22 protein-coding genes are annotated in these 24,056 nt (G+C 68.3%); 13 read left to right on the top strand and 9 right to left on the bottom strand.

The genetic code is table 11. The features are described from left to right. Positions 1-28: 28 nt before the first annotated feature. From QM693_RS22765 to QM693_RS22750, 4 genes are all read right to left on the bottom strand, one after another. Positions 29-1,162, bottom strand: a complete 1,134-nt coding sequence (locus QM693_RS22765) for a methyltransferase (RefSeq protein WP_283353512.1) — start codon at positions 1,160-1,162, stop codon at positions 29-31. A gap of 83 nt (positions 1,163-1,245) precedes the next feature. Beyond that, a complete protein-coding gene (locus tag QM693_RS22760) occupies positions 1,246-2,220 on the bottom strand; it encodes an NADPH:quinone oxidoreductase family protein (RefSeq protein WP_283353557.1) in 975 nt (324 codons plus the stop codon). A 14-nt stretch (positions 2,221-2,234) separates the two neighbouring features. Further along, positions 2,235-3,875 carry an AMP-binding protein gene (locus tag QM693_RS22755; protein WP_283353511.1) on the bottom strand — a complete coding sequence of 547 codons (1,641 nt, stop codon included), beginning with the start codon at positions 3,873-3,875 and terminating at the stop codon, positions 2,235-2,237. Further along, a complete protein-coding gene (locus tag QM693_RS22750; RefSeq protein ID WP_283353510.1) occupies positions 3,875-5,164 on the bottom strand; it encodes an MFS transporter in 1,290 nt (429 codons plus the stop codon). The genes QM693_RS22755 and QM693_RS22750 overlap by 1 nt, the downstream gene beginning before the upstream one ends. 301 nt (positions 5,165-5,465) lie before the next feature. Here QM693_RS22750 and QM693_RS22745 point away from each other — a divergent pair, with 301 nt between their 5' ends. The 7 genes from QM693_RS22745 to QM693_RS22715 all read left to right on the top strand — a co-directional run bounded on the left by QM693_RS22745 (position 5,466) and on the right by QM693_RS22715 (position 11,002). Then, entirely contained in the window at positions 5,466-6,209 is a 744-nt protein-coding gene (locus tag QM693_RS22745; RefSeq protein ID WP_283353509.1) for an SDR family NAD(P)-dependent oxidoreductase, read from the top strand. A gap of 43 nt (positions 6,210-6,252) precedes the next feature. Continuing rightward, positions 6,253-7,440 (top strand): acyl-CoA dehydrogenase family protein, encoded by a 1,188-nt coding sequence (locus QM693_RS22740; protein WP_283353508.1) that lies wholly within the window; start codon positions 6,253-6,255, stop codon positions 7,438-7,440. 64 nt (positions 7,441-7,504) lie between these two features. Then, the gene (locus QM693_RS22735; RefSeq protein WP_280781968.1) at positions 7,505-8,701 is read left to right on the top strand and encodes an acetyl-CoA C-acetyltransferase; all 1,197 of its coding nucleotides are present in this window, start codon (positions 7,505-7,507) and stop codon (positions 8,699-8,701) included. A 4-nt stretch (positions 8,702-8,705) separates the two neighbouring features. Then, the gene (locus tag QM693_RS22730) at positions 8,706-9,290 is read left to right on the top strand and encodes a TetR/AcrR family transcriptional regulator (protein ID WP_280781969.1); all 585 of its coding nucleotides are present in this window, start codon (positions 8,706-8,708) and stop codon (positions 9,288-9,290) included. A 54-nt stretch (positions 9,291-9,344) separates the two neighbouring features. After that, entirely contained in the window at positions 9,345-9,920 is a 576-nt protein-coding gene (locus tag QM693_RS22725; protein ID WP_005252730.1) for a TetR/AcrR family transcriptional regulator, read from the top strand. A gap of 110 nt (positions 9,921-10,030) precedes the next feature. Continuing rightward, the gene (locus tag QM693_RS22720) at positions 10,031-10,504 is read left to right on the top strand and encodes a winged helix-turn-helix transcriptional regulator (protein ID WP_283331289.1); all 474 of its coding nucleotides are present in this window, start codon (positions 10,031-10,033) and stop codon (positions 10,502-10,504) included. 84 nt (positions 10,505-10,588) lie between these two features. After that, complete coding sequence (locus tag QM693_RS22715) at positions 10,589-11,002, top strand: ester cyclase (RefSeq protein ID WP_283331288.1); 414 nt, start codon at positions 10,589-10,591, stop codon at positions 11,000-11,002. Between the two features lie 68 nt (positions 11,003-11,070). Here QM693_RS22715 and QM693_RS22710 read toward each other — a convergent pair whose 3' ends face one another. Further along, positions 11,071-12,165 carry a Glu/Leu/Phe/Val family dehydrogenase gene (locus tag QM693_RS22710; protein WP_283353507.1) on the bottom strand — a complete coding sequence of 365 codons (1,095 nt, stop codon included), beginning with the start codon at positions 12,163-12,165 and terminating at the stop codon, positions 11,071-11,073. Between the two features lie 6 nt (positions 12,166-12,171). Beyond that, the gene (locus QM693_RS22705; RefSeq protein ID WP_349307516.1) at positions 12,172-15,684 is read right to left on the bottom strand and encodes an indolepyruvate ferredoxin oxidoreductase family protein; all 3,513 of its coding nucleotides are present in this window, start codon (positions 15,682-15,684) and stop codon (positions 12,172-12,174) included. 138 nt (positions 15,685-15,822) lie between these two features. Between QM693_RS22705 and QM693_RS22700 the strand changes: the two genes are divergently transcribed. Continuing rightward, the gene (locus tag QM693_RS22700; RefSeq protein WP_009474314.1) at positions 15,823-16,335 is read left to right on the top strand and encodes an Lrp/AsnC family transcriptional regulator; all 513 of its coding nucleotides are present in this window, start codon (positions 15,823-15,825) and stop codon (positions 16,333-16,335) included. A gap of 23 nt (positions 16,336-16,358) precedes the next feature. Further along, positions 16,359-16,820 carry a 6,7-dimethyl-8-ribityllumazine synthase gene (locus QM693_RS22695; protein ID WP_005252720.1) on the top strand — a complete coding sequence of 154 codons (462 nt, stop codon included), beginning with the start codon at positions 16,359-16,361 and terminating at the stop codon, positions 16,818-16,820. A 66-nt stretch (positions 16,821-16,886) separates the two neighbouring features. On the opposite strand, the gene QM693_RS22690 is transcribed toward QM693_RS22695, so the two are convergent. Then, positions 16,887-17,528 (bottom strand): restriction endonuclease, encoded by a 642-nt coding sequence (locus QM693_RS22690; RefSeq protein ID WP_283353505.1) that lies wholly within the window; start codon positions 17,526-17,528, stop codon positions 16,887-16,889. Between the two features lie 191 nt (positions 17,529-17,719). On the opposite strand from QM693_RS22690, the gene QM693_RS22685 reads away from it, so the two are divergent. Then, positions 17,720-18,775, top strand: a complete 1,056-nt coding sequence (locus QM693_RS22685) for a 2,3-butanediol dehydrogenase (protein WP_283353504.1) — start codon at positions 17,720-17,722, stop codon at positions 18,773-18,775. Positions 18,776-18,778: 3 nt separating this feature from the next. On the opposite strand, the gene QM693_RS22680 is transcribed toward QM693_RS22685, so the two are convergent. Then, positions 18,779-20,290, bottom strand: a complete 1,512-nt coding sequence (locus QM693_RS22680) for a PucR family transcriptional regulator (RefSeq protein WP_283353503.1) — start codon at positions 20,288-20,290, stop codon at positions 18,779-18,781. A 121-nt stretch (positions 20,291-20,411) separates the two neighbouring features. Between QM693_RS22680 and QM693_RS22675 the strand changes: the two genes are divergently transcribed. The 3 genes from QM693_RS22675 to QM693_RS22665 all read left to right on the top strand — a co-directional run bounded on the left by QM693_RS22675 (position 20,412) and on the right by QM693_RS22665 (position 22,541). After that, positions 20,412-21,863 carry a purine-cytosine permease family protein gene (locus tag QM693_RS22675; RefSeq protein ID WP_283353502.1) on the top strand — a complete coding sequence of 484 codons (1,452 nt, stop codon included), beginning with the start codon at positions 20,412-20,414 and terminating at the stop codon, positions 21,861-21,863. Further along, positions 21,856-22,260 (top strand): YybH family protein, encoded by a 405-nt coding sequence (locus tag QM693_RS22670; RefSeq protein ID WP_283353501.1) that lies wholly within the window; start codon positions 21,856-21,858, stop codon positions 22,258-22,260. Before QM693_RS22675 ends, QM693_RS22670 begins: the two co-directional genes overlap by 8 nt. A 128-nt stretch (positions 22,261-22,388) precedes the next feature. Next, positions 22,389-22,541 (top strand): hypothetical protein, encoded by a 153-nt coding sequence (locus QM693_RS22665; RefSeq protein WP_009474321.1) that lies wholly within the window; start codon positions 22,389-22,391, stop codon positions 22,539-22,541. Between the two features lie 9 nt (positions 22,542-22,550). Here QM693_RS22665 and QM693_RS22660 read toward each other — a convergent pair whose 3' ends face one another. Continuing rightward, the gene (locus QM693_RS22660) at positions 22,551-23,912 is read right to left on the bottom strand and encodes a bifunctional lysylphosphatidylglycerol flippase/synthetase MprF (protein ID WP_283353500.1); all 1,362 of its coding nucleotides are present in this window, start codon (positions 23,910-23,912) and stop codon (positions 22,551-22,553) included. Positions 23,913-24,056: the final 144 nt, after the last annotated feature.

The following is a 24,056-nucleotide window of genomic DNA, read 5'->3' as shown; positions in this document are numbered from 1 at the left end:
CCGGACCGCGTCGCCGTTACGTCCGGTGCTACCCGGCGGACGAGTCCTGCGCCCCGAGCCGCCACAGCGACGTCACTTCCCGCTTGCGCGCGGCGTGCAGCGCATCCGATCGGTCGGCGACCTTGCCGTGCCGGGGCGCCACGTCCCGGCGTCCGAGGACGGTCAGTCCGGCGTCGTCGATCCAGGTCAGTAATTCCTCGCGGGTCCGCAGTCCGAGGTGCTCGGCGATGTCGGACAGGATGAGCCAGCCCTCTCCCCCGGGCTCGAGGTGCTCGGCCAGGCCGCCCAGGAATCCGCGGAGCATCCGGTTGTCCGGATCGTAGATCGCGTACTCGATCGGCGAGGTGGGACGGGCGGGAATCCACGGCGGGTTGCACACGACCAGCGGTGCCCGGCCCTCGGGAAACAGATCCGTTTCCACCACCTGCACCTGACCGGCGTAGCCGAGCCGGTCCAGATTCGCCCGGGCGCAGGCGAGCGCATTCGCGTCGAGTTCGGTCGCGATCACCTTCGCGACGCCGCGGTGCGCGAGGACGGCGGCCAGCACACCGGTGCCGGTGCCGATGTCGAATGCCTGCGTGTTTGACGGCAGCGGGGTGTCGGCGACGAGGTCGACGTATTCGCCGCGAATCGGGGAGAACACGCCGTAGGCGGGGTGGATGCGCGCACCGAGGGCGGGGATCTCGACGCCCTTCTTCTGCCACTCGTGGGCGCCGATCGCCCCGAGCAGGTCGCGCAGGGTGGTGACGGTGGGCTGGTCCGTCGGTCCGTACGCCTCGAGCACCGCTTGCCGCACGTCGGGGGCGCGCCGCAGCGGGACGGTCTGGTCGGCGTCGAACGGCACCAGCAGCATCCCCAGGATCCCCGCCCGCCGCGACTGCGTCTGCCGGTGCAGGTGGAACGCGGTGGCGGGGTCGGTGGACGTCTTGCGAGCCTTGCGGTCGGTGCGGGCGGCGACGGCGGTGCCGAGCTGGCGGGCGTTGTGGAAGTCGCCGCGCCACAGCAGCGCCGTCCCCTCGCACGCGAGGCGGTACGCCTCGTCGGCGGTCATCGAGTCGTCGGCCACCCGGATCTTCTTCGGGGGCGTCGCCCCGCTGGTGGACCGCCACACCGCCGAATGCTCGGTGCCGTCCTCGGTCCAGCGGACGAACTCGGTTTCCATGGGGGAGAGCCTAGGCGCTTCGCGCCCGTGCGCCTTTTTGGTAGCTGTAACTACCAAAAAGGCGCACGGGCGGCGGAGCCGCCTCACCGGAGGGTGAGGACACTCTTCCCGACGGTTCGGCGGTGTTCGAGGTCGAGCAGGGCATCGGCTGCCGCGTCGAACGGGTACCGGGTCGGCTCCGGAATCGTCAACGCGCCCGACGCGAGCAAGGGACACAATTCGCTCCACTGCGCGGACAGTCGTCGGGGGTCCTCGGCCCACCACGAGCCCCACGCGACTCCGACTGCGGACGCGTTCTTCAGGAGCAGTCGGTTCACCTTCACCGAGGGGATGTCCCGGCCGGTGAAGCCCATCACGAGAATCCTCCCGCCCGTCGCCAGCGATCGGACGCTGTCGGTGAAGCGATCGCCCCCGACGGGATCGACCACGACGTCCACCCCGCGGCCGTCGGTGATCGCGAGGACCTCGTCCCGCCAGTTCCCGGTGGCCACGACGTCGGAGGCGCCGAGACTCCGCACGTACTCCGCCTTCTCCTCACTGCTGACGACCGCGATGGTCCGCGACGCGCCGAGGTGCGGCGCCAGTGTCGTCGCGGCGGTGCCGATGCCTCCCGCCGCGCCCTGGACGAGCACCGACTCCCCCGACTCGAGGCGTCCACGACGTACCAGCGCGAAATGCACGGTGAGGTAGTTGAACAGCAGGGCGGCGCCCGCGGCCATCGAAATCGTGTCGGGGAGGAGGAAGGTCGTCTCCGGCGGCAGTGCAACCACTTCGGCCATCGCGCCGCCAACACCGGTCAAACCGACGACCCGGTCGCCCGGAGAATATCCGCTGCCGCCAGGCGCTGACCGAACGATCCCGGCGACCTCTCCGCCGGGGACGAAGGGCAGTTCCGGCTTGTACTGGTACAGGCCCTGGGTGAGAAGCAGATCCGGGAACGACACCCCGACCGCATGAACCTCGACGAGGATCGCGGATTCGTCCGCGACGGGTTCGTCGACCTCGACCGGCGCGAGCGCCCGGGGACCGTCGAGCGCGGTGACCATCAGGGCGCGCATGCGGTTGTGCCCGTTCATGTGATCGGGAGTTCGCGGACGGCCGCTCGGCGCAGCTTGCCGACTTCGGTGCGCGGGAGGTCGGGCCGGAAGTCGACGACTTTCGGTGCCGCATAGGGGCCGACGCGCTGCGCGACCAGGTGTGCGAGTTGCGTGACGAGGTCGCTGTCGTCGGCCCGGTCGTCCGCGCGGACGACGACGGCCCGGACCACTCCGCCGCGGATCGGATCGTCGTACGCGACTGCCGCGGCGTCGGCGACCGCCGGATGCTGCAACAGCGCGTTCTCGACCTCGACCGGGCTGATGTTGTGCCCCGACGCGATGATCATGTCGTCGTCCCGGCCCAGTATCTGCCACCGCCCCTGGGGGTCTGTGACGGCTCGGTCCTCGGTGAGGAATACGTCGCCGCGCCAGCGGTCGGCCCACAGGTCGGGGGTGTTCTCGTAGCCGCTGGACATCTGGTACCGGGGCTGCCGTACCGCGATCAATCCCGGTTGGCCGTCGGCCACCGGTTGCCCGTCCCGGTCGGCGAGGAAGGTGTCGAACCCGGGAATCGTGGCGGACATCCAGCCCGGGCCGGACCTCGTTTCGGTGCCCTGGGTGTCGCCCAGGAGCATGCCGACCTCGGACAGTCCGTACCCGTTGCGCACGGCGGGTGCACCGGTGCCGGCCCAGGCCGCGGCGACCACTGCGGTGAGCGGTTCGCCGGCAGCGGCGACGGTGCGGAGCGTCGGCGGGACCCCGTCCTGCGCGAACGTCGCCGTCAGTCGCCGCAGGGCGGCCGGCGCGGTGGTGAGGATCGTGGCCTTCTCTTCCCGGATGACGCGATGCCAGGCCTCGGGGACGAACTTCCCCGAGTACATGACGCGCGGCACGCCCAGCGCCATGACGGCGGCACCGGTGCTGTACAGCCCGAACGCCCACGCCGGGTCCGACGTCGAGAAGACGACGCTGTCGCGGGTCGCCCCGAGAACGGCCTTCGCGTAGGGCATGACGGAGACGAAGGTGGCGTGGGTCATGGTGCACGCCTTCGGTGTTCCGGATGTTCCGCTGGTGAACAGCAGGGTGGCGGTGTCCCCGAGTGCCGTGGTCGCGAGCGGACCGTCGGCGTCGGCCCGGTCGACCTCGGTCCAGAAGGACCTGTCGTCCGTGCCGGCCGCGACGTCGCCGACGACGAACACCGCGGGATCGAGTCCGTGGGTCGCCTGCGCCTGCGCGAGGGCCGGCCGGTACCGCTGATCGACCACGACCGCGCGGACTCCCGCCGCGTCGAGGCGCAGGCCGATCGCGTCCGGGGCGAACCCGCCGAACAGCGGCACGTACACCAGCCCGGAGCGCCACGCCGCCAGTGCGGTGATCCAACTCTCGACCTGTCGCGAGAGCAGTCCGCCGACGCGATCTCCCCGCGTCAGTCCCGCACGCGCGAACACCCGTGCCGCCTTGGCGGCGAGCCTGTCGAGTTCGCGGTACGTCCAGCGGTCGGCCGAGCCGTCCTCGTGCCGGACGGTCAGCGCCACCCGATTCGGGTCGGCCGCATAACGGGTGCAGATTTCGTGGGCGGTGTTGAAGTCGCCACCGAACGGGTCGCGGTCCAGCAGGGATTCGATGTCGTGCCAGGCCCCGGCGAGTGCGGACGTTGCGAGTCTGTCGGGAGACATCAGTGATTCACCTTTGCAGTTTTCGTCAGGGTCAGGACCAGGACCGTGATGGCGCACGCCGCTGCGATGTACGCAGCCAGTGCCCACGAACCGTCCGTCTCGGCAGCGATCGCCACCGCGATGAACGGAGCGGGAGCACTGAACACGACACCACCGAACTGGTAGGCGACGGACGCGCCGGTGTATCGGACTTCGGCCGGGAACAGACCGGTGACGTAGCCGGCCACCGCGGAATAGGTGACGGCGTGACCGATAGTGATGATCAGAATCATCGCCAGCAGGACGGCCACACCCACTCCGGTCGACAGCAACCAGAAAAACGGATACGCGATCGCCGCCATGTAGAGGGACCCGTAGATCAACATCTTCCGTGCTCCGATCCGGTCCGCGATCATCGACGTGTAGGGCACCGTCAGGATGTCGAGGACGCACGCGACGAGGATGCTCAACAGAATCGTCTGCCGCGAGATGCCGAGTTCCTTCGGACCGTACGACAGGACGAAGACGGTGACAAGGTAGAACGGCACGAGGGAGGCGGCCTGGGTGAGAATCCCGACGCCCAGCGCCCGCTTCTCACCCCGCAGGACCGCGAGGATCGGGAAGTCGGCAATCTTCTTGTTGCGCTTGACGTTCTCGAACTCCGGCGATTCGACGACCTTCAGTCGCACGTACATGCCGACCGCGACCAACCCGGCGCTAGCGAGGAACGGAAGCCGCCATCCCCATGCCTGTACCAGGTCATCCGGAAGCTGCTCGACCAGGAGGAATGCGAGCGTTGCGAGAACGAGTCCGGCGGGCACGCCGGCCTGCGGCCAGCTGCCGTAGAACGCCCGCTTCTCGCGCGGCGCGTGTTCGACTGCCATCAGCACCGCGCCGCCCCATTCTCCGCCGACCGCGAAGCCCTGTGCCAGGCGCGCGAGGACGAGCAGCACGGGCGCGGCGAGACCGATCGCTCCGTAGGTAGGGATGAGTCCGATCGCGACCGTCGACGACCCCATCAGCACCAGGGACAACACCAGCATCTTCTTGCGGCCGATCCGGTCTCCGAAGTGCCCGAAGACGATCGCGCCTGCGGGACGCGACACGAACGCGACACCGAACGTCGCGAACGCGGCCAGCGTTCCCGACAGCGGACTCAACGACGGGAAGAACGCCTTCCCGAATACCAGTGCGGCCGCTGTCCCGAAGATGAAGAAGTCGTACCACTCGATTGCCGTTCCGACGAAGGACGCGAAGGCAACCTTCCGGGGTTTGACCCGAGTGACCTCCAGGTCGTCGATGACTCTCATATCGAATCTCCCATCGCTGCTGATGTGGGGCGGTGCGGCTGCCGTGTGTCGATCCGGTGCCACCGCGGTTATGAGCGGGCCGTCGGGCCTCGTCCGGGGTTCGCCGATCGGACATCGTCCGCGCCGTCGCCCCGTGTGGCCACGGTCAAAGGTCTAGCACATCCCGGACGTCGACCGCAAGCATTCTTGTACCGATCGATCCATGTCGTGAACTCATCCAAATATCCAGGTAATTCGTCGTTCAGACCAACTTTCACGAACACTCTGGACTATTTTTGGATCGATCAGTACATTTCTGAACATGAACAAGAACGATCACGACGATCCCCGCGTCGCGCTGGTCTCCGGCGGTTCCCGCGGCATCGGAGCCGCCGTCACCACGGCCCTGACGCAGCGCGGCTGCCGGGTGGGATGCACGTACCGGACGAGACGTGAGGACGCCGAGAAACTCGCCGCGGACGCTCCCGAGCAGGTACTTCCGATCCGCTTCGACCTGCACGACGACACCACGGCGCTCACGGCGGTGGAGCGCGTCGTCTCCCACTGGGGACACCTCGATTCGCTCGTCCTGAACGCGGGCCAGTGGTCGGGCGGGCGGCTCGTCGAGACGGACCCGGACGCCTGGTGGAGCGTGATAGAGACGAACCTCCGCGGCACCGTCGCTCTCGCGCGGGCAGCGCTGCCCCACCTCGTGCACGGCAGGTCACCGAGCATCGTGCTGGTGTCGTCGGTCGTCGGCCTGATCGGTCACGCCGGCGACACCGCGTACGCGGGTGCGAAGTCCGCGATGATCGGCTTCGGTCGCTCACTCGCCAAGGAGGTCGCGCGGGACGGCATCCGGGTCAACGTGCTGGCCCCCGGCTTCGTCAGCACCGACATGACCGATGCAGTGCCCGACTCCGCGCGCAGGCGCATCGAACGAGAAACCGTCCTCGGCCGATTCGGCACCGTCGACGAAATCGCCAAGGCCGCAGTCTTCCTCAGCGAAGACGCCACATTCTGCACAGGCTCCGTCCTCACCGTCGACGGTGGCTGGGCGCTGTGACACACGACGACCGCAACGACCAACAACGAAGGGACACAACACCATGACCGCGACACTCACGCATTCGGTCGGCATTCCGGAGTCGGAGTACCTGGCGCTCCGGGACCGCATTTTCGAGGCGATCTGGTCCGAACTCGATCCACTCGAACAGCGGATCGAGAACGACGAGCAGGTTCCACACGACATCGTCATGCCCATCCTCGAGCGGATCGGCGCGCTCGGCCTGCTCGTCCCCCGCGAGTACGGCGGCAGCGGCCTGTCGATCGCCCAGTACCTGCCGATCATCGCCGAGTTCGCCAAGGTGCAGGGCGGGCTCCGGGTCATCGTCCACGTGCACAACTCCTTCGCCCACGCGCTATCCGAGATCGGCAGCGACCGACAGAAGGCGGACGTCCTCCCGGGCACGGCCACGGGCCGGAACTCGGTCGCGTTCGCGCTGACGGAACCGGGTTTCGGGACGGGCGCCGACCTCGGGTCGACCGCGGTGCGCGAGGGCGACGACTACGTCCTGAACGGCGAGAAGTGGTTGATCACCAACTCCGACATCGCGTCTCACTTCATCGTCTTCGCGAAGACGACCGCGACCGATGTCTCCGCGTTCCTCGTTCCCCGCGAGACCGACGGTCTCTCGATCGCAGCGCTTCCCGAGACGATGGGATGCAAGGGCACCGAGCACGGACGCGTCACCCTCGATTCCGTCCGGGTTCCCGCCACCGCCCTCGTCGGCGTCGAGGGACAGGGAAACGAGCACCTCGAACGCGCACTGGAGATCAGCCGGGTGTTCATCGCGGCAAGCTCCCTCGGCACGTCCGAGCGCGCCCTCGAACTGTCGATCGCCCACGCGAAGAGCCGTGTCACATTCGGCAAGCCGATCGGCACACGGCAGGCCATCCAGCGCTACCTGGCGGAGATGGCCACCGACGTCTACGCCCTGCGCGGGATCCTCGCCGACGCAGCACAGAAGTGGGATGCCGGCGAACGGATTCCCACCGAGGCCAGCATGTGCAAGCTGTTCGGCCTCGAGGCCGTCGGCCGGGTGACCGACCGGGCTCTGCTCATCCACGGCGGAATCGGATACACGCGCGCGCACCCGATCGAGCGCCTCTACCGGGATGCCCGCCTCAACTGGCTCGAGGAGGGCACCCCGACGATCCAGTACCTGGTCACGGCGGGACGCCTGCTCGACGGGTACGCGTTCTCCGACGCCTTCGAGACGTCGCGTACTAACTGACATCAGCCGCCCTGCGGCCGGGAACGGCCGCAGGGCGGCACCACGCTCGCGAAGGAGACGAACAATGACCGACCACCACGACCCCACCGTCCTCGTCGCGGGGGCACGAACCCCGTTCGGACGCTTCATGGGATCCCTGTCGAGCCTGAGCGCCCAGGTACTGGGTGGCCACGCGATCGGTGGTGCGCTGGAATCGGCCGGTGTCGACGCACGCGCCGTCGACCACGTCGTCATGGGCCAGGTGCTCACCGCGGGCAGCGGCCAACTGCCGGCGCGCGTCGCGGCGGCAGCCGCCGGAATCCCCATGACCACACCGGCACTGACCATCAACCGGATGTGCCTCTCGGGAATCGACGCGATAACGCTGGCGCACCAGATGATCTCCGCCGGCGACGCGGACATCATGGTCGCCGGCGGTCAGGAATCGATGAGCACGGCGCCGCACCTCCTGACGAACAGTCGGCGCGGGCACAAGTACGGCGACACGGTACTGATCGACCACCTCGCGTTCGACGGGCTCCAGGACGCCTTCACCGGGTCGTCGATGGGGGCGCTCACCGAGTCGAGGAATCCCGAGTACGGGATCACCCGGGACGCCCAGGACGAGTGGGCCGCTCGCTCGCACCGTGCGGCCGCACGCGCGCGCAAGGACGGCGTCTTCGCGGCCGAGATCGTTCCCGTTCCGATCAGGTCCGGGCGGGGTGAGTCAACCGATTTGAGCCACGACGAGGGCATCCGGGCCGACACCTCGGCAGCGGACCTCGCGGGTCTGCCCCCGGCTTTCGCCGCAGGCGGCTCGCTGACGGCCGGCAACTCGTCACCAATCTCCGACGGTGCCTGCGCCGTCGTGGTCACACGGAAGTCGACGGCCGTCCGGCTCGGACTGTCGTGGCTGGCCGAGATCGGATCACGTGCCGTGGTCGCCGGACCCGATTCGGGTCTGCACGAGCAGCCGTCCAACGCCATCCAGGCTGCATGCCGACGGGAGGGGATCGCACCTCGCGACCTCGATCTCGTCGAGATCAACGAGGCGTTCGCCGCGGTCACACTCGTTTCGTCCGAACGCCTCGGTCTCGACGCGGACCGGGTGAACGTCAACGGCGGCGCGATCGCGCTCGGCCACCCGATCGGTGTCTCGGGGGCACGGATCGTCCTGCACCTCGCGCTCGAACTGCGACGCCGCGGCGGTGGCGTCGGCGCAGCGGCGCTGTGCGGGGGCGGGGGCCAGGGGCAGGCCCTGATCGTGCACGTCGAACGGTGATTCGATGAGCACCAAATACGACCTCAACCGCGCCGAAATTCTGCGCGTGTCCGCCGAGTTGTTCGCGAGGTCGGGCTACCACGGCACCGGGATCGCCGACCTGGGCACGGCGGTGGGGCTCGGCCGCGGGGCCCTGTACCACTACATCGGCAGCAAGGAGGAGGTGCTGTTCGCGATCAGCAGCCGGCAACTCGCGCAGATGAACGACGTGGCCGACGAACTCGCCCTGACCGAACCGGATCCGGAGCGCCGCCTCCGCGGTCTGGCACGGGCCCTGCTCCGCAACATCGCCGAGTACCGCGCCGAGTGGACGGTGTTCTTCCGCGAGTACCACGCCCTGACCGGTGATCGGCGTGCGCGGGTCGTCGCGGCACGCGAACGGTACGAATCGCATTGGCGGCACGCGTTCGACGAAGGCGTCCGAGACGGGGTGTTCACCCTGTTGCCGCCGTTGATGATCAAGGGTGTGCTCGGCATGTTCAACTACAGCTACCTCTGGCTCACCGCCGACGGGGCCCGCACCCCCGAAGAGATCGCCGACGGCTTTCTCGACGCCCTGATCACCGGACTGGCCGCGCCGAACCCGTGATCTGGGCCGTCTAGACTCACATCTTCGACCGCCGGGAGACAAAGGGGCCCTTCGATGAGCGACAAGTACGACGCCAACCGGGACCGAGTCCTGCAGGTGGCCGCCGAATTGTTCGCGAAGTCGGGCTACCACGGCACCGGGGTCGCCGAGATCGGTGAGGCGACCGGGCTGGGCCGGGGAGCGCTGTACCACTACATCGGCAGCAAGGAGGCAATCCTCTACGAGATCAGCAGCCGGCAACTCGCGCAGATGAACACGGTGGCCGACGAACTCGCGCTGTCCGAGGCCGATCCGGAGAAACGGCTGCGCGGCCTCGCACGAGCCCTCATGCGGAACATCGCCGAGCACCGTGCGGAGTGGACGGTCTTCTTCCGCGAGTACCACGCCCTGACGGACGAGCGTCGGGATCGCATCATCGCCGAACGTGAACGCTACGAATCGCATTGGCGGAACGCGCTGGAGCAGGGCATCCGCGACGGACAGTTCCGGGCTCTCCCGCGGCTGATGGTCAAGGGCCTGCTGGGCATGTTCAATTACAGCTACCTCTGGATCACCCCCGCGGGCGCCGAGACACCCGAGGAGATCGCGGACGAGTTCCTCGACGCCGTCGTCACGGGGATGCGGGCGTGAGGCGCTTCGCGCCCGTGCGCGGTTAGCGAGTCTCTGCACTCGTTCGCCGCGCACGGGCGGCGAAGCCGCTGGCTTGGACGCACCAAGCCAGTACGGACTATCCTCGTTGCATGAGTCCGTCGTCGGCCACGCCTGCCCGTTGCTCCATCGCGCGCACCCTCGAACTCCTGGGCGACAAGTGGACGCTGCTCATCGTCCGCGACGCCTTCTGGGGCCACAGTCGGTTCTCGGAGTTCACCCGCAGTCTCGGGGTGGCGTCCGACGTGCTCACGGCACGGTTGGCGATGCTCGTCGACGAAGGGATCCTCGAACGTCGCGCCTATCGTCAGGAGGGGTCGCGGGAACGTCTGGAGTATGTGCTGACGGAGAAGGGCAAGCAGTTGCATGTCGTGATCGGGGCGCTGGGCCAGTTCGGTCGCGACCATCTGCCGCGTCCGGGTAGCACCTCCCCCGAGTACACCGACGAGACCACCGGCGAGGCCGTGTCCCTCGCCTTCGTCACCGACGACGGTCGCCGCGTCCCCGCATCGACTCTGCATGTACAGCAGGGTGCTCCGGCCCCGGCGGGCGATTCGCAGGGTTAACCGGAACTCGTGAAGAACGGGGCGCGACCTCGTCGTATCCGTGCTAACTTGGAAATTCCAAGTTAGCGAGAGAGCAAGGAAACCATGTCTGTACAACACGGAGTTCACGCAGTCGAGAATTTCTGGGCCCGGGTGTGGCAGTCACCCCAGGACCCGCACGCGATCGACGAGCTCGTCGTCGAGGATTTCGTCATCGTCACCGGCGGGGAGGCGATCCGCGGCCGGGACGCCTTCAAGGAATGGGTGCTGAAGTTTCAGTCGACCGTCGAGGATCTGGAGTTCATCCCCGTCGAAACGTTCCAGAACGAGGACGGTTCCCGCGTCGCGTCGCTGTGGGAAATGACCGGCCGCAACCGCGGATTCATGGGTACCGAACCCGACGGGCAACCGATCCATCTGACGGGCACCGCGGTGTGGAGCGTCCGCGCTGACGGGATGCTCGAATCCAATCGCGTCGAGCGCAATGCTTGGGAGCTGCACCGGCGGCTGACGGCCTAGGCGCTTCGCGCCCGTGCGCCTTTCTGGTTGCGGGAGCTACCAAAAAGGGGCACGAGCGGCGGAGCCGCCTACTTGGCTGCGGCGATGCGGGCCTCGGCGACGGCGTCGGCTGCGGCGCCGGCGAGGATGCCGTCCCGCTTCGCGACGTCGAGGATCTGGACGACGGTGGCGAAGATCTTCTCGACCTGCGCGCGGACGTCGTCGGCGGACGTGCCGAGCCGCTCGCCGGCGACCTGGATGAGTCCGCCGCCGTTGGCGACGTAGTCGGGAACCCAGGTGATGCCGCGTTCGCCGAGGTCGTGCTCGACCGCGGGGTGGGCGAGCTGGTTGTTGGCGGCCCCGCAGATCACCTGGGCGGTGATCGCGGCGACGGACTCGTCGGTGAGCGTGGCGCCCATCGCGCAGGGTGCGTAGACGTCGAGTTCCTGCCCGATGACGCTCGACGCGATCTTGACGTCGGGGAAGTCGCGGGCCACGCGGTCGAGTGCGGCGGCGTTGACGTCGGTGGCGACCACCGACGCGCCGTCGGCGAGCAGCAGCTTGATCAGCTGGTAGCCGACCTTGCCGGTGCCCTCGACGCCGACGGTGCGGCCGGCGAGGCTTGCGGTGCCCCACGTGGCCTGGGCGGCGGCGCGCATGCCCTGGAACACGCCGAGGGCGGTCATCGGGGCGCTGTCGCCGGACCCGCCGGCGGCCGTGTTGCGTCCGACGACGTAGTCGGTGGCGCGGCCCATCACGTCGAGGTCGTCGGAGTTGGTGCCCACGTCGCCGGCGGTGATGTACCGGCCGCCGAGCGTCTGAACGAACCGGGCGTACGCCTCGAGCAGCGCCTCCGACTTTCCGGTGGCGGGGTCGCCGATGATGACGGCCTTACCGCCGCCGAGGTCGACTCCGGCGATCGCCGACTTGTAGGTCATGCCCCGCGACAGACGCAGGACGTCCTTGAGTGCGGCGGCCTCGTCGGCGTACGGGTAGAAGCGGGTTCCGCCGAGCGCCGGTCCGAGGGTGGTGTCGTGGATCGCGACGATCGCCTTGAGTCCGGTGGCGGGGTCCTGGAAGAACGTCACCTGCTCGTGGGCGGTGTCGGTGGGGAAATCGGTGCGCTCGAACACTCCAGCGTTTTCGGGTAGTGCGGTGTCGTGACGTTCCGCGGTGAGAGTCATGTCTTCTCAGGACCTTTCCGGAGTGGTGGCAATCGTGATGGTGGAGGTGTCGACGCCGAGTTCGGCGAGACGCTGGAGGTAGACGGTGACGTTGCGCAGCTTCACGTCCTCGTAGCCCCGGACGAGGTCGGGGGTCGCGGCGATCAGCGTTGCGGTGTCGTAGGTGTCGGCGGAGAGGTCGGCGACGAGGCGGGCCACCGTGGTCTCGTAGTGTGCGAGCAGCTGACGCTCGAGGCGACGGACCTTGGCGTAGCCGAACGGGTCGAACGCGGTGCCGCGCAGGAACTTCGCCTTGGCGAGGGTCTTGAGCGCGACGTGTGAGCGGGGGCCGAATCCGATCTTGGTCTTGCGGCCCATGGCCTTGAGGACGGGCGGGTGCAGCTTGTAGGTGAGCTTGCCCGCGCCGGGGACCTCGCCGGCGGCGGCGTCGAGGAACGCCTGGTCGGTGAGCATCCGGGCCACTTCGTATTCGTCCTTGTAGGCGGTGAGCTTGTGCAGGCCGGCGGCGACGGCCTCGCTGAACTCGGTCCGGCTGCCCAGTTCGCGCTCGGCGTCCCATGCCTGCTGCACCAGGGCGATGTAGCGGGCGGCGACGCGGTCGCCCTGGAAGGCGACGAGGTTCGCGGCGCGGCGTTCGGTGAGTTCGAGCGTCGTGCCGTCCAGGGTGGATCCGGCGAACAGGTGCGTCGGGACGACGGTGTCGCTGCGCTGGGGCACGGCGGCCGAGCTGGTGGCGGCGAGGAAGGCTTCCCGGTCGGCGACGGCGACGCGTCCCCAGTGGAATGCGGCCTTGTTGGACTCGACGGCGACGCCGTTGATCTCGAGGGCTTCCTCGATGAAGCGGGCGGGGACGGGCAGTCCGCCGGCCTGGTAGGCCGCGCCGACCAGCAGGAAGTTGGCGGCGGCCGTGCTGCCGAACAGTGCGGTGGCGGCGGCGAGCCCGTCGATCGCGGTCAGTTCGCGGGCCGAGACGTCGAGACGCTCGAGCAGCTTGTCCTCGTCCGGGTAGCGGACGGCGGGGTCGTAGACCATGTCGCCGGTCGGGGTCTGGCTGGTCGACGCGACGGTGATGGTCCGCTCGGAGCTGCCGAAGCCGGCGTACTTGGCGTCGGCCGCCGTCAGCAGGTCGAATGCGAGGACGCAGTCGGCGGTCGCGGGGCTGATCCGGTTGGACGGCGCCGAGCTTCCCGACCGCGTCTTCTGATCGCTGAGCCGCAGGTGCGAGGTGACGGGTCCGGCCTTCTGGCTGAGTCCGGTCTGGTCGAGTCCCTCGACGTGCAGCCCGGCGCGCAGTGCGGCCATGCCGAGCACCTGGTTGACGGTGACGATGCCGGTACCACCGACACCGGCCATGAACAGGTTGTGCGTTCCGGTCCACACTGCGGGGTCGGGGTCGCCGACCTCCGGCGGAACCGGGATCTCGCGCAACGTCTTCGGTGCGCCTTCCTCGGGCAGCTCGACCGTCACGAACGACGGGCAGTCGCCCTCGAGGCAGGAGTAGTCGGTGTTGCAGCTGGTCTGGTCGATCTTGGTCTTGCGGCCGAATTCGGTGTCGACGGGCTGCACGGACAGGCAGTTGGACTTGACGCCGCAGTCGCCACAGCCCTCGCAGACGGCCTCGTTGATGACGACGCGGGTGCGGCGGGCGGGCAGCTTGCCGCGCTTGCGCTTGCGGCGGGCCTCGGCGGCGCACTGCTGATCGAAGATCAGCACGGTGACACCCTCGACGTCGCGGAGGACGCGCTGCGCCTCGTCGAGCCGGGTGCGGTCCCACAGCAGGGTGTTGGCGGCGAAGTGGGCGCCCTTGTGCCGCTTGGGGTCCTCGGCGCACACGATGATCTGCTTGACGCCCTCGGACGCCAGCTTGTGGGTCAGCTGCGGCACGGTCAGCCCGGCCTCGGCGTCCTGCGCCCCGGTCATCGCGACGGCGGAGTTGTAGAGCACCTTGTACGTGATGTTGACGCCGGCGGCGACGCACGCCTGCACGGCGAGCTGACCGGAGTGGAAGTAGGTGCCGTCGCCGACGTTCTGGAACATGTGCTTGACGTCGCTGAACGGGGCCTGCCCGATCCACTGCGCGCCCTCGCCGCCCATCTGGGTGAGCATCGTGACGGCGCTGTCGGTGCGGCCGGACATCGTGACCAGCGTGTGGCAGCCGATGCCGCCGCCCGCGATCGATCCCTCGGGTACCGCGGTGGAGCGGTTGTGCGGGCAGCCGGAGCAGAAGTACGGGGTGCGCGACGTCGGGAGGACGGTCAGCTCGAGGCGCGGCGGCGGGGCCGGCGTCAGCGCGACCCGGTCCTTCAGGACGCGGCGCAGCGGTCCGGTGAGACGGGCGGCGGTCAGTTCACCGTCGACGGGAATCAGGTTCTTGCCCTGCGCGTTCTTCTTCCCCAGCACTGCCGGTGCGCTGGCGCCGCCGTAGAGGATGTCCTTGAGCTGCGACTCGACGAACGGCATCTTCTCCTCGACGACGAGGACCTGCTCGACGCCGTCGGCGAGTTCGCGAACCTTGTCGGCGCCCAGCGGGTAGGGCATGCCGACGCGGAGGATGCGGATGCCGGCGTCCTCGAGCTGGGAGTCGCCGAGCCCGAGGTCGAGCAGGGCCTGGCGCAGCGAGTCGTAGGCGGTGCCGACGGCGGCGATGCCCAGCCACGCGCTGCGCGGGTTCACCTCGATCTTGTCGATCTCGTTGGCGGCGTTGAACGCCTCGACCATCGCCCAGCGCGGCCCGTACAGGTCGGCCTCGGCATAGACGCTGTCGGGCGGGGACGCGAGCACGCGCTGCCGGTACGACCACGGCTTGCCGTTCCACTCGATCTCGGGGAGCACGATGTCGAGGTCGGCGAAGTCGCGGTCGAGGGTCCAGAGTCCGTCGGCCACGTCGGCGACGATCTTCATGCCCGACCAGCAGCCGGAGATCCGCGACAGCGCCACACCGTAGAGGCCGAACGTGATGACCTCCTCGGCGTTGCGCGGGAAGAACACGGGCATGCCCATCGCGGCCATGGACCGCTCACTGGCGCAGGGGATGGTGGAGGACTTGGCGTTGGGGTCGTCGCCGACGAGGACGAGGACGCCGCCGCGGGCGTTCGCGCCGTACATGGCGGCGTGCCGGATGGAGTCGCTGGCGCGGTCGAGGCCGGGACCCTTGCCGTACCAGACGCCGACGACGCCGTCGTGGGTGCGCTCGCCCTGCGGGAGGTCGACCTGGCTGCCCCAGACGGAGGTCGCGGCGAGTTCCTCGTTCATGCCGGGCACGAACTTCACGTCGTGGTCGGTGCTCAACGTGGGGATGGCGGCGATGGTGCGGTCGAGTCCGGCGAGGGGGCTGCCCTGGTAGCCGGAGACGAACGTCGCGACGTTCAGTCCCGCGCGGCGGTCGCGTTCGTGCTGCTCCACCAGCTGGCGGGCGATGGCCTGCACACCGGTCATCAACACCGGGCCCGAGTCGGCCCGGTATCGGTCGGCGAGATCAAAGGATGCTGCACTGGTGCGAGCGTCGTCTAACTGAGTCATCTGCGATTCCCGATCCGTCGCGTTGAGCATTTCGTGAGCTTGATCCTGTATCTGGTCTAAGATTTGGTCAACGCAAATCGGATCAACTGATCAGTTCACGCAACAGGTGACGGTCGTCACTTCCCGGAGGTACCCAAAGTGCTCAGCATCGACAAGCTCGACGTGCAGTTGCTCGGACTGCTCGGCCAGGACTCACGCATGAGCGTGGCCGAACTCGCCAACTCGCTGGGCGTTGCCCGCAACACCGTCCAGTCCCGGATGAAGCGCATGGAGACCAGCGGACTGCTCACCGGCTTCCGCCCCAACCTCGACCTCGCCGAGGTCGGGATTCCCATCCAGGCGTTCGTCGGGCTCGAACTCGAACAGGGCAAGCTCACCGCCGTCGGCAACCGCCTCGTCGACCTGCCGGAGGTCATCGAGATCCACGCGACCACCGGCCGCGAAGATCTGCTGGTGCGGGTGGCCACGTCCACGCACGCGGAGCTGCAGAAGTTGCTGGAGAAGATCGCGAACCTGCCCGGCATCACGCATTCGACCACCACCATCGCGCTGACCAGCCCGCTGCCGTACCGGATTCAGCCCCTGCTCGAGCACCTCACCGACGACTCCGGGTGGGGCCGGTCCACGGCACTGCCCCGTTCACAGCGCTAGCTCCGGTGCAGTAGTTTCAGACCATGAGTGAGAGTCAGGGACGAATCGCGTTCATCCAGGCCACGTGGCACCGCAACATCGTCGATCGCGCGCGCGAGGGCTTCACCGACGAGGTGAACACGCTGGGGTATTCGAAGGACGAGCTGGACTTCTTCGAGGTGCCGGGCGCGTTCGAGATCCCGCTGCACGCACGCCGCCTCGCCCTCACCGGGCGTTACGACGCCGTCGTCGCGGCCGCGCTCGTCGTGGACGGTGGCATCTACCGGCACGAGTTCGTCGCGACCGCGGTGATCGACGGCCTCATGCGCGTGCAACTCGACACGGACGTACCGGTGTTCTCGGTTGTGCTGACGCCGCACCACTTCCACGAGCACGACGAGCACCTCAACTACTTCCACGACCACTTCGTGAAGAAGGGTGCCGAGGCCGCTCGTGCCTGCGTCGCCACCGTCACGTCGCTGAAGTCGCTGCCGACCGCGAACTGAGATTCGCCCACTCCGAACCGCAACGAGAAACCACCGTCAGTACGTACTGACGGTGGTTTCCTCGTATTACCTGTCCTTCGCGTGCCGGTGCTGGACGTAGAGGAGCCAGAACACGGGCGCGCCGACGACGGCGAGGATCGTCGCGAACACCCGCAGCCCGACGTTCCCTTCGCCGAAGGGGGCGATCATGAGGACAATCGTGCAGACGACGGCGCCGAGGAGTCGCCAGTGGGCGCCGAAGAAGCCTGCGACCATCGCCCATGCGTTGCGGGCGACGATGCGCGCCGGCGATTCGGGCTCCGGTGGGGGCGGCGGGGACGGGGCCACCGCAACCGTCGAGTTACGCGCGGCGGCCACCAGTTTCGGGGCGTGGACACCGACCGGCGGGGTATCGCCGTCGGGCTCGCACCGGAACAGGGCGATGCCCACCGTGTCCGCGTAGTCGACGGCCTCGTCCGTGTATCCGGGGCCGGAGAAGTACAGGAGCTTCCGGGCGTGGCTGGTTCCGCGGGTGCCGTAGAGGTTCGCGAGGTCCGACTTGCCTGCACTGCCGCCACGCCACTTCACCTGCGCGTACGCGCGTGACGAGTAGACGTCGATGCCGCCGTCCGCGCCTCCGAGTAGCGCTGTGGCGTCGCCGTAACCGAGCTTCTGCATCTGCTCGGCGGCGTTGATTTCGGCTTCAGCCGCCGTGCGTATGCGTGCCATGCCTCACTCCCCCAGATCGAACCAGTCTTTCCCCTCGAAGGTACCCGCAGATCCGGTCAAACCAGCTATCGGCCGGTGAACGTCACACCGGCGCCATCGAATTGCAACACACTGCAACTCTTCCCGCCCCCGGCCGCGCGCCCGTACCGTTCCCCGAATCAGCACGTTCACAACGTAGTGAGGGCGGATTCATGAGGGCAGCACGCTTCCACGGCCGACGCGACATCCGGATCGACGACATCCCGGAGCCGGAATTGCGGCCGGGCGCGGTGAAACTCCGGGTCGCGTGGTGCGGAATCTGCGGCACCGACCTCCACGAGTACCTGGAGGGCCCGATCTTCATCTCCCCGCCGGGGCATCCCCATCCGCTGTCGCACGAGAATGCTCCGGTGACGATGGGCCACGAGTTCTCCGGGACGGTCGAGGAGGTCGGTGAGGGCGTCACCGATGTCGCCGTGGGTGACAACGTGGTGGTGGAGCCGTACTTCGTGTGCAACGAGTGCGCGTCCTGCAAGGCAGGCAATTACCACCTGTGTACGAAGATGGGTTTCATCGGATTGGCCGGTGGCGGGGGCGGACTCAGCGAGAAGGTGGTGGTCGACCGCCGGTGGGTGCACAAGATCGGCGACATCCCGCTCGACGAGGCGGCCCTGATCGAACCGCTCAGCGTCGCGCACCATGCGGTCGTCCGCAGCGGGGCCAAGGCCGGCGACGTCGCGCTGGTCGGCGGCGCGGGGCCGATCGGACTCCTGGTGGCCGCGGTCCTGAAGGGTCTGGGTGTCACCACGATCGTCACGGAACTCAGCGACGCCCGGAAGCAGAAGGCGCTGTCCAGTGGGGTCGCGCATCACGTGATCGACCCGTCGTCGGAGGACGTGAAGACCCGGGTGCTCGAGCTGACCGACGGTGTCGGCGCCGACCTCGGGTTCGAGTGCGCCGGGGTCAACGCCGTCCTCGACACCATCCTCGACGCCGTCCGGCCCGCAGCCGTGGTGGTGAACGTGTCGATCTGGGGAAAGCCCGCGACGGTCGACATGCAGAAGCTCGTCCTCAAGGAGATCGACCTGCGCGGCACCATCGCCTACGTCCGAGATCACGAGGCGGTGATCGAGCTGGTGCGCAGCGGCGTGATCGACCTGGCCCCGTTCATCACCGGCCGGATCGAACTCGACAACCTGGTCTCCGAGGGCCTCGCGACGTTGATCGAGCACAACGACACGGCGGTGAAGATCCTGGTCCGGGCGTGACCGTCAGTCGGGTTCGTCCGTCGACGGCGTCACCGCCCTGGCCTTGAGCGCCAGCCACAGCTCCATGCGGTCGTCGGCCTGGTCGAGGTTCCGCCCGGTCAGCGCCGCGATCTTGTCGATCCGGTTCCGGACGGTGTTGCGGTGCACGGAGAGGGCGGCCGCCGCCGGGTCCCAGGCCCCGTTGGCTCGCAGCCATTCCTCGAGCGTTCGCTGGAGTTCGACGCGTTCGCGCGGCTCGAGCTGATCGAGGGGTGCGAGGACGGCGGTCGAGAAGCCGCTGAGCACGTCGGCCGAGCCGAGTCGCAGCAGCAACTGCACGGTCTCCCCTTCCTTGGCGTCGACGGCGCGGCCCAGTCGGGCGCTGACGGCGACGAGAGATCGCGCCTGCATCGCCGACACGGCCAGCGCGTCCACCGGAACCAGCGCGCCGATCCCGATGGCGCATCCCTCTGCCACGCCCGACAGCAGGTCCGCCAGCCCGGCGACCTCGGGGTGCGCGATCTCGATGTCCGAATTGCGCTGTCTCAGGACGGAATCCGGAAGGACCGAACCGATCCGGACGGTCAGGTCGGCCACAGCCTCGGGAGTGGAGCGCACGACGGCGATCTGCAGGGGTTCCCGGGACAGCCCGATGCCGGCCGCGATCTGATGTGCGCGCTCCCGCCGGAGTCCGGGTCTGAGCAACTGCGCCAGCGCCGCCGCCCGCCGCTGCCGCTCCGGTTCGCCGGCCACGTGACGCCGTTCGAGTTCGAGCGACAGCAGCGAGACGAGAACATTGGACGCGTGCCGCAGCGCGCTGTCCGCCGACCGCTCGAGCACGACGAACGCGAGCGGGTTGTCGATGCGAACGGGGTGCAGTTCGAGTTCCCGCCGACCGGCACCGCCGAACGCCGTCCAGCCCTTCGCCCGGGTGGTGTAGCGACCCACCTGGTCTTGGGCGTCCTGCAGGAACGCCGCGTCGACGCCGTCGGAGAGTTGGACCACCCCGCCGGACGCGTCCAGCACCGCGCAGAGGGAGCCGCTGACGCACCGCCACTTGTCGAGCAGTCCGCTCAGGGGCGACGGTCCGGCCGCGACCGCGGTGAGCTGATAGCTGAGTTCGATGGCGTCCTCGAGCGCACGTTTCTCCTCCTCGGCGATCCGGGAGAAGATCCATTTGGTGATGGCGATGAACGGCACCGAGTCGGGGGCGATGAGCAGCGGGACGCCGAATTCGCGCGCCGCCGCAACGAGGGGCGCCGGCGGCGCCTGGTAGGGCAGCCCGTGCCCCAGACCGAGGCACAGTGCGGCGACCCCGCCCGCGACGCAGTCCCGCACGTAGTCGCGGCACCCGGATTCGGTGGTGGGAAGCATCAGGCCGACGGTCATCAGCAATTCGCCACCCTGCAGCCAGTCCCGCGGACGCGTCAGTTCGGACACGTGCGCTGCGGTAATGGGGTTGCCGACTCCCGCCGTCCCGCTCATCGACGTGAGCCGCAGCGTGGGAGCAGACAGGACGTCCTGGACGGTGATCACCGGCGACCTCTTGTACTAATTGCCCAACCGTAATAGACGAACTGTACATCTCGCCTCTGGTGCCGGGGCGGCGCAGTGCGCAGAGTGGTGATCAGAGCCACAGCACCTCCAAGGAGTTTCAGTGTCAGATCACTCCGGCGACACCGCCGCGACCCTCGGTGGCACCATCGAGACCCGCTCGATCGACTACGTCCCCGAGGACGAACGTCACGGGAAGGTCCGCGACCAGGGCCCCTTCTGGTTCGTCGGAAACTTCCAGCCCTTCACGGTGGCCATCGGCTTCGTCGGCCCCGCCCTCGGCCTGTCGCTGGGCTGGACGGTCGTCGCGGGCATTCTCGGCATCTTCTTCGGAACGCTGTTCATGGCGTTCCACGCGTCGCAGGGACCGGTGCTCGGACTCCCGCAGATGGTGCAGTCCCGCGCGCAGTTCGGCTATCGCGGTGTCGTCCTCGCACTCATCGGGACGTTGTTCACGTACGTCGGGTTCAACGTCGTGGACGTCGTCATCATCAAGGCGGGCCTGCACAGCATCTTCGGGTGGAACGCGGCCGTCATCGCCGTCGTCATCACCGCGGTCGCCACGCTGCTCGCGATCTACGGTCACGATCTGCTGCACCTGTCGTTCCGTGTGCTGTTCTGGCTGTCGCTGCCGCTGTGGGCCATCCTCACGTGGGGCGTCGTGTTCGGGCACGCCGGCGGCGACGCGGGCGCGGCGACGGGCGGGTTCACCCTGCTGGCGTTCATCGCCCAGTTCAGTGTCGCGGCCTCCTACAACATCACCTACGCGCCGTACGTGTCGGACTACTCGCGGTACCTGCCGCGCAACACGCGGACGTCGGCCATCGTGTCGGCCGTGTTCCTCGGCGCCTCCGCGTCGCCGGTCTGGCTGATCCCGGTGGGTGCGTGGATGGCCACCCGGCTCGGAGCGGCGGATGCGCTCGCCGGCATCCACGACGCCGGCAACTCGGTGGTCCCGTTCCTCGGCAGTGTGCTCGCCCTCGTCGCGACGCTCGTGCTGGTGGCGACCATGGGCCTGAACGCGTACAGCGGCATGCTCACCGTGATCACCGGCATCGACTCCTTCCGGAAGGTCACCCCGTCCCGCCGGATCCGGGTGGTGACCGTCCTCGCGCTGGCCGCGGTCTGGCTGGTGCTGAGCCTGCTGTTCACCGATTCGACGACCGTCCTGAACACGACGCTGCTGATCATGCTGTACCTCCTCGTGCCGTGGACCGCCGTCAATCTCACCGACTTCTTCTTCGTGCGCCGCGGGCATTACGCCATCACCGACCTGTTCACGCCGGACGGGCTGTACGGAATGTGGTCGTGGCGGGGAATGACGGCCTTCTTCGCCGGCATCGTCGCCTCCGTTCCGTTCATGGTGCTGCCGTTCTACGTCGGGCCGATCGCCGCGGCCCTCGGTGACGTCGACGTCGCGTTCGCGGTCGGACTCGCCGTGTCGGGGATCGCGTACTGGGTCCTGTCCCGGTCGCTGGACCTCGACACCGAGGAACGGTTCATCGAAGACAGCGAAGCCGCGCTGGCAGTCGAGGAGACCCCAGCTCATGGCTGACACGAAAACGGCTGACGTCCAGCACGCGATCGACGCGCTGATCCGGGCATTCGGCGAGCACGACACGACCGCCTACTTCGAGGCGTTCAGCCCGGACGCGACGTTCGTCTTCTACACCCACCCGGTGCCGCTGCCCAGTCGCGAGGCCTACCGCGACCTGTGGGCCGAGTGGGAGTCGGACGGGTTCCGCGTTCTGGCGTGCCGTTCCAGCGAGCAGAACGTCACGTTTCCGGCCCCGGATGTCGCGGTGCTGACGCACCGGGTCGGCACCACCGTGCGGGATTCGACAGGAACGGTCGAGCTCGACGAACGAGAGACGATCCTGTTCCGGCGGCGTGAAGATTCAGGCTGGATCGCCGTCCACGAGCACTTGTCGCCCCAGTCGATCACAGCCTGATAGCTGACAGATAGCTGGCTCGACGTGGACCGCGTCACATCAGGACCCTGTCGAGTTGCGGACGCAGTCGCCCGACGGTGTACTGGTCAGTAAACCTGCCCGGCTCGGCCTATCGCGAAGGTGCACAGATGACGGACGAACGGCCCGGCAAGAATCAGACCCCACCGGACAAGGCCACGCGACCGACACCGAAGGAGGCGACCCCGGACGTCTCCAAGACCGATCTCGCGGCCGTCGTCGACGCGCTCACCGCGACGAACGAGAAGAATTTCGACTTCTGACCTCGCTCCTCAGGCCCGTTCCCGGTGCGGCACGAACTCGAACGTCAGGCACGCGAACGCCACGGGCAGCAGGTAGCGGAAACGCAGGAGGACGTAGCGCCGGTTCCCCGTGGAATGGAACTTGCCGAGGTAGCGGTACAGCGACTCGAGCGAGATCAGCACGTCGCCGAGGTGCAGGACACGGCGGAAGAGCCGGGCCCCCGCGCCGGGTGCGTCGGGGTCGAGGAGTTCGGGGAACGCCGCGAACGACAGCGAGACGTATCGCGCACCGGTGTGCCCGGCGTAGCGGATGACGTCGACGGTCATGCGTTCGTCGGTGCCGTTCGGCGCGCCGTCGGCTCGCCACGGAACGTCGAGGCTCAGTTCGCGGGCGGAATCGGCGGTGCCGTAACGCTGGAAGGCGACGGCGCGCCCGGTGCAGTCGCGGGCGATGACGAGCAGAACACCGGGGAGTGCGCCGTCCAGCAGGTGGTCGAGGATCATCGAGAACCCGCGGCGCTGATGTCCGGCGCGGGCGTTCTCGACGATGTCCGTCAACTCCCGGCGCGTTGGTTCGTCGAGCGCGGCTTCCGGGACGATCTCGGTGGTGAGCCCGGCGTTGTGGGTGCGCTGCACGGCCTGCCGGAGGTTGCGGAATTTCCTGCCGTGCAGGGTGAAGTGTCCGACGTCGATCACCACGTCACGGCCGATCGGGACCGCCGACAACGGCTTTCGGGTGTCGCCGCCGATCTCCCACAGCCGGGCGACGCGCTCCCCCGCTCCGAGCACGGCGACGCGCCAACCGCGTTCGGCCGCGAACTCGGAGAACTCGTCGAGGAGGGCGCCGAATTCGAGCGCGTTGCCGATGGGATCGCCGGAGACGACCGCTATTCCGGATCGCGCCCGGTAGGCGATCGCCGCGGTGCCCGACGCGTTGAAGTAGTACGACTTCGCCGAATTGAGGGCGAACGGCGACAACGGGTCGTCCGTGGTCTGCTGGATCAGCGAGAAGACGCGGGCACGGTCCTCGGGTTGCGGCACACTGCGCACCGGCAGCATCAGGACGGGTCCGGTGGCCACGAGGAGGAGAAATCCCGGAGTCGAATGTGCGCTCGTGTACGCCACATCCGCGGCCGCAACGAACACCACCGCGGCCACCGAATGTGTCATGGTGACGGGCCGCCGCAGATGCAGTCCCCGGGCCACGAGCAGGACGGCGATTCCGGCCGCCACCATCCACGTGCGAACGGGACCCGACCGCCCGGCCATCCACGTGAGCACGAGGCCGACCACGACGGTTGCGCCGACGAGCGCCATCCGCGCTGCGGGTGATTCGGGCCGGTACACCCGCAGCCCCGGCACGGTCATCGGTGTCGACTTCGAATTCTGCATCCGCACCCCTGCCCCAGGTGACGACTGTTCCGGTGCCTCCAATCTAGCGGCTCCGCCGCCCGTGAGTGGTTGACGAGTCCCTGGACTCGTGTCATGTCTCAGGACTTGGAGGACAGATATGTCTCAGGACTTTGAGGACAGTTT

It is taken from the genome of Rhodococcus sp. IEGM 1305, assembly GCF_030058635.1.
Classification (GTDB): domain Bacteria; phylum Actinomycetota; class Actinomycetes; order Mycobacteriales; family Mycobacteriaceae; genus Rhodococcus_F; species Rhodococcus_F opacus_D.
The sequence above is the reverse complement of the archived record's forward strand: the minus strand, read 5'-3'. Positions and strand labels throughout refer to the sequence as shown.

Excerpts from the sequence above, each read along its gene's own strand:
- QM693_RS22765 (WP_283353512.1), bottom strand. The coding sequence starts at position 1,162 with ATGGAAACCGAGTTCGTCCGCTGGACCGAGGACGGCACCGAGCATTCG.
- QM693_RS22760 (WP_283353557.1), bottom strand. The coding sequence starts at position 2,220 with ATGCGCGCCCTGATGGTCACCGCGCTCGACGGTCCCCGGGCGCTCGCG.
- QM693_RS22755 (WP_283353511.1), bottom strand. The coding sequence starts at position 3,875 with ATGTCTCCCGACAGACTCGCAACGTCCGCACTCGCCGGGGCCTGGCAC.
- QM693_RS22750 (WP_283353510.1), bottom strand. The coding sequence starts at position 5,164 with ATGAGAGTCATCGACGACCTGGAGGTCACTCGGGTCAAACCCCGGAAG.
- QM693_RS22745 (WP_283353509.1), top strand. The coding sequence starts at position 5,466 with ATGAACAAGAACGATCACGACGATCCCCGCGTCGCGCTGGTCTCCGGC.
- QM693_RS22740 (WP_283353508.1), top strand. The coding sequence starts at position 6,253 with ATGACCGCGACACTCACGCATTCGGTCGGCATTCCGGAGTCGGAGTAC.
- QM693_RS22735 (WP_280781968.1), top strand. The coding sequence starts at position 7,505 with ATGACCGACCACCACGACCCCACCGTCCTCGTCGCGGGGGCACGAACC.
- QM693_RS22730 (WP_280781969.1), top strand. The coding sequence starts at position 8,706 with ATGAGCACCAAATACGACCTCAACCGCGCCGAAATTCTGCGCGTGTCC.
- QM693_RS22725 (WP_005252730.1), top strand. The coding sequence starts at position 9,345 with ATGAGCGACAAGTACGACGCCAACCGGGACCGAGTCCTGCAGGTGGCC.
- QM693_RS22720 (WP_283331289.1), top strand. The coding sequence starts at position 10,031 with ATGAGTCCGTCGTCGGCCACGCCTGCCCGTTGCTCCATCGCGCGCACC.
- QM693_RS22715 (WP_283331288.1), top strand. The coding sequence starts at position 10,589 with ATGTCTGTACAACACGGAGTTCACGCAGTCGAGAATTTCTGGGCCCGG.
- QM693_RS22710 (WP_283353507.1), bottom strand. The coding sequence starts at position 12,165 with ATGACTCTCACCGCGGAACGTCACGACACCGCACTACCCGAAAACGCT.
- QM693_RS22705 (WP_349307516.1), bottom strand. The coding sequence starts at position 15,684 with ATGACTCAGTTAGACGACGCTCGCACCAGTGCAGCATCCTTTGATCTC.
- QM693_RS22695 (WP_005252720.1), top strand. The coding sequence starts at position 16,359 with ATGAGTGAGAGTCAGGGACGAATCGCGTTCATCCAGGCCACGTGGCAC.
- QM693_RS22690 (WP_283353505.1), bottom strand. The coding sequence starts at position 17,528 with ATGGCACGCATACGCACGGCGGCTGAAGCCGAAATCAACGCCGCCGAG.
- QM693_RS22685 (WP_283353504.1), top strand. The coding sequence starts at position 17,720 with ATGAGGGCAGCACGCTTCCACGGCCGACGCGACATCCGGATCGACGAC.
- QM693_RS22670 (WP_283353501.1), top strand. The coding sequence starts at position 21,856 with ATGGCTGACACGAAAACGGCTGACGTCCAGCACGCGATCGACGCGCTG.
- QM693_RS22665 (WP_009474321.1), top strand. The coding sequence starts at position 22,389 with ATGACGGACGAACGGCCCGGCAAGAATCAGACCCCACCGGACAAGGCC.
- QM693_RS22660 (WP_283353500.1), bottom strand. The coding sequence starts at position 23,912 with ATGCAGAATTCGAAGTCGACACCGATGACCGTGCCGGGGCTGCGGGTG.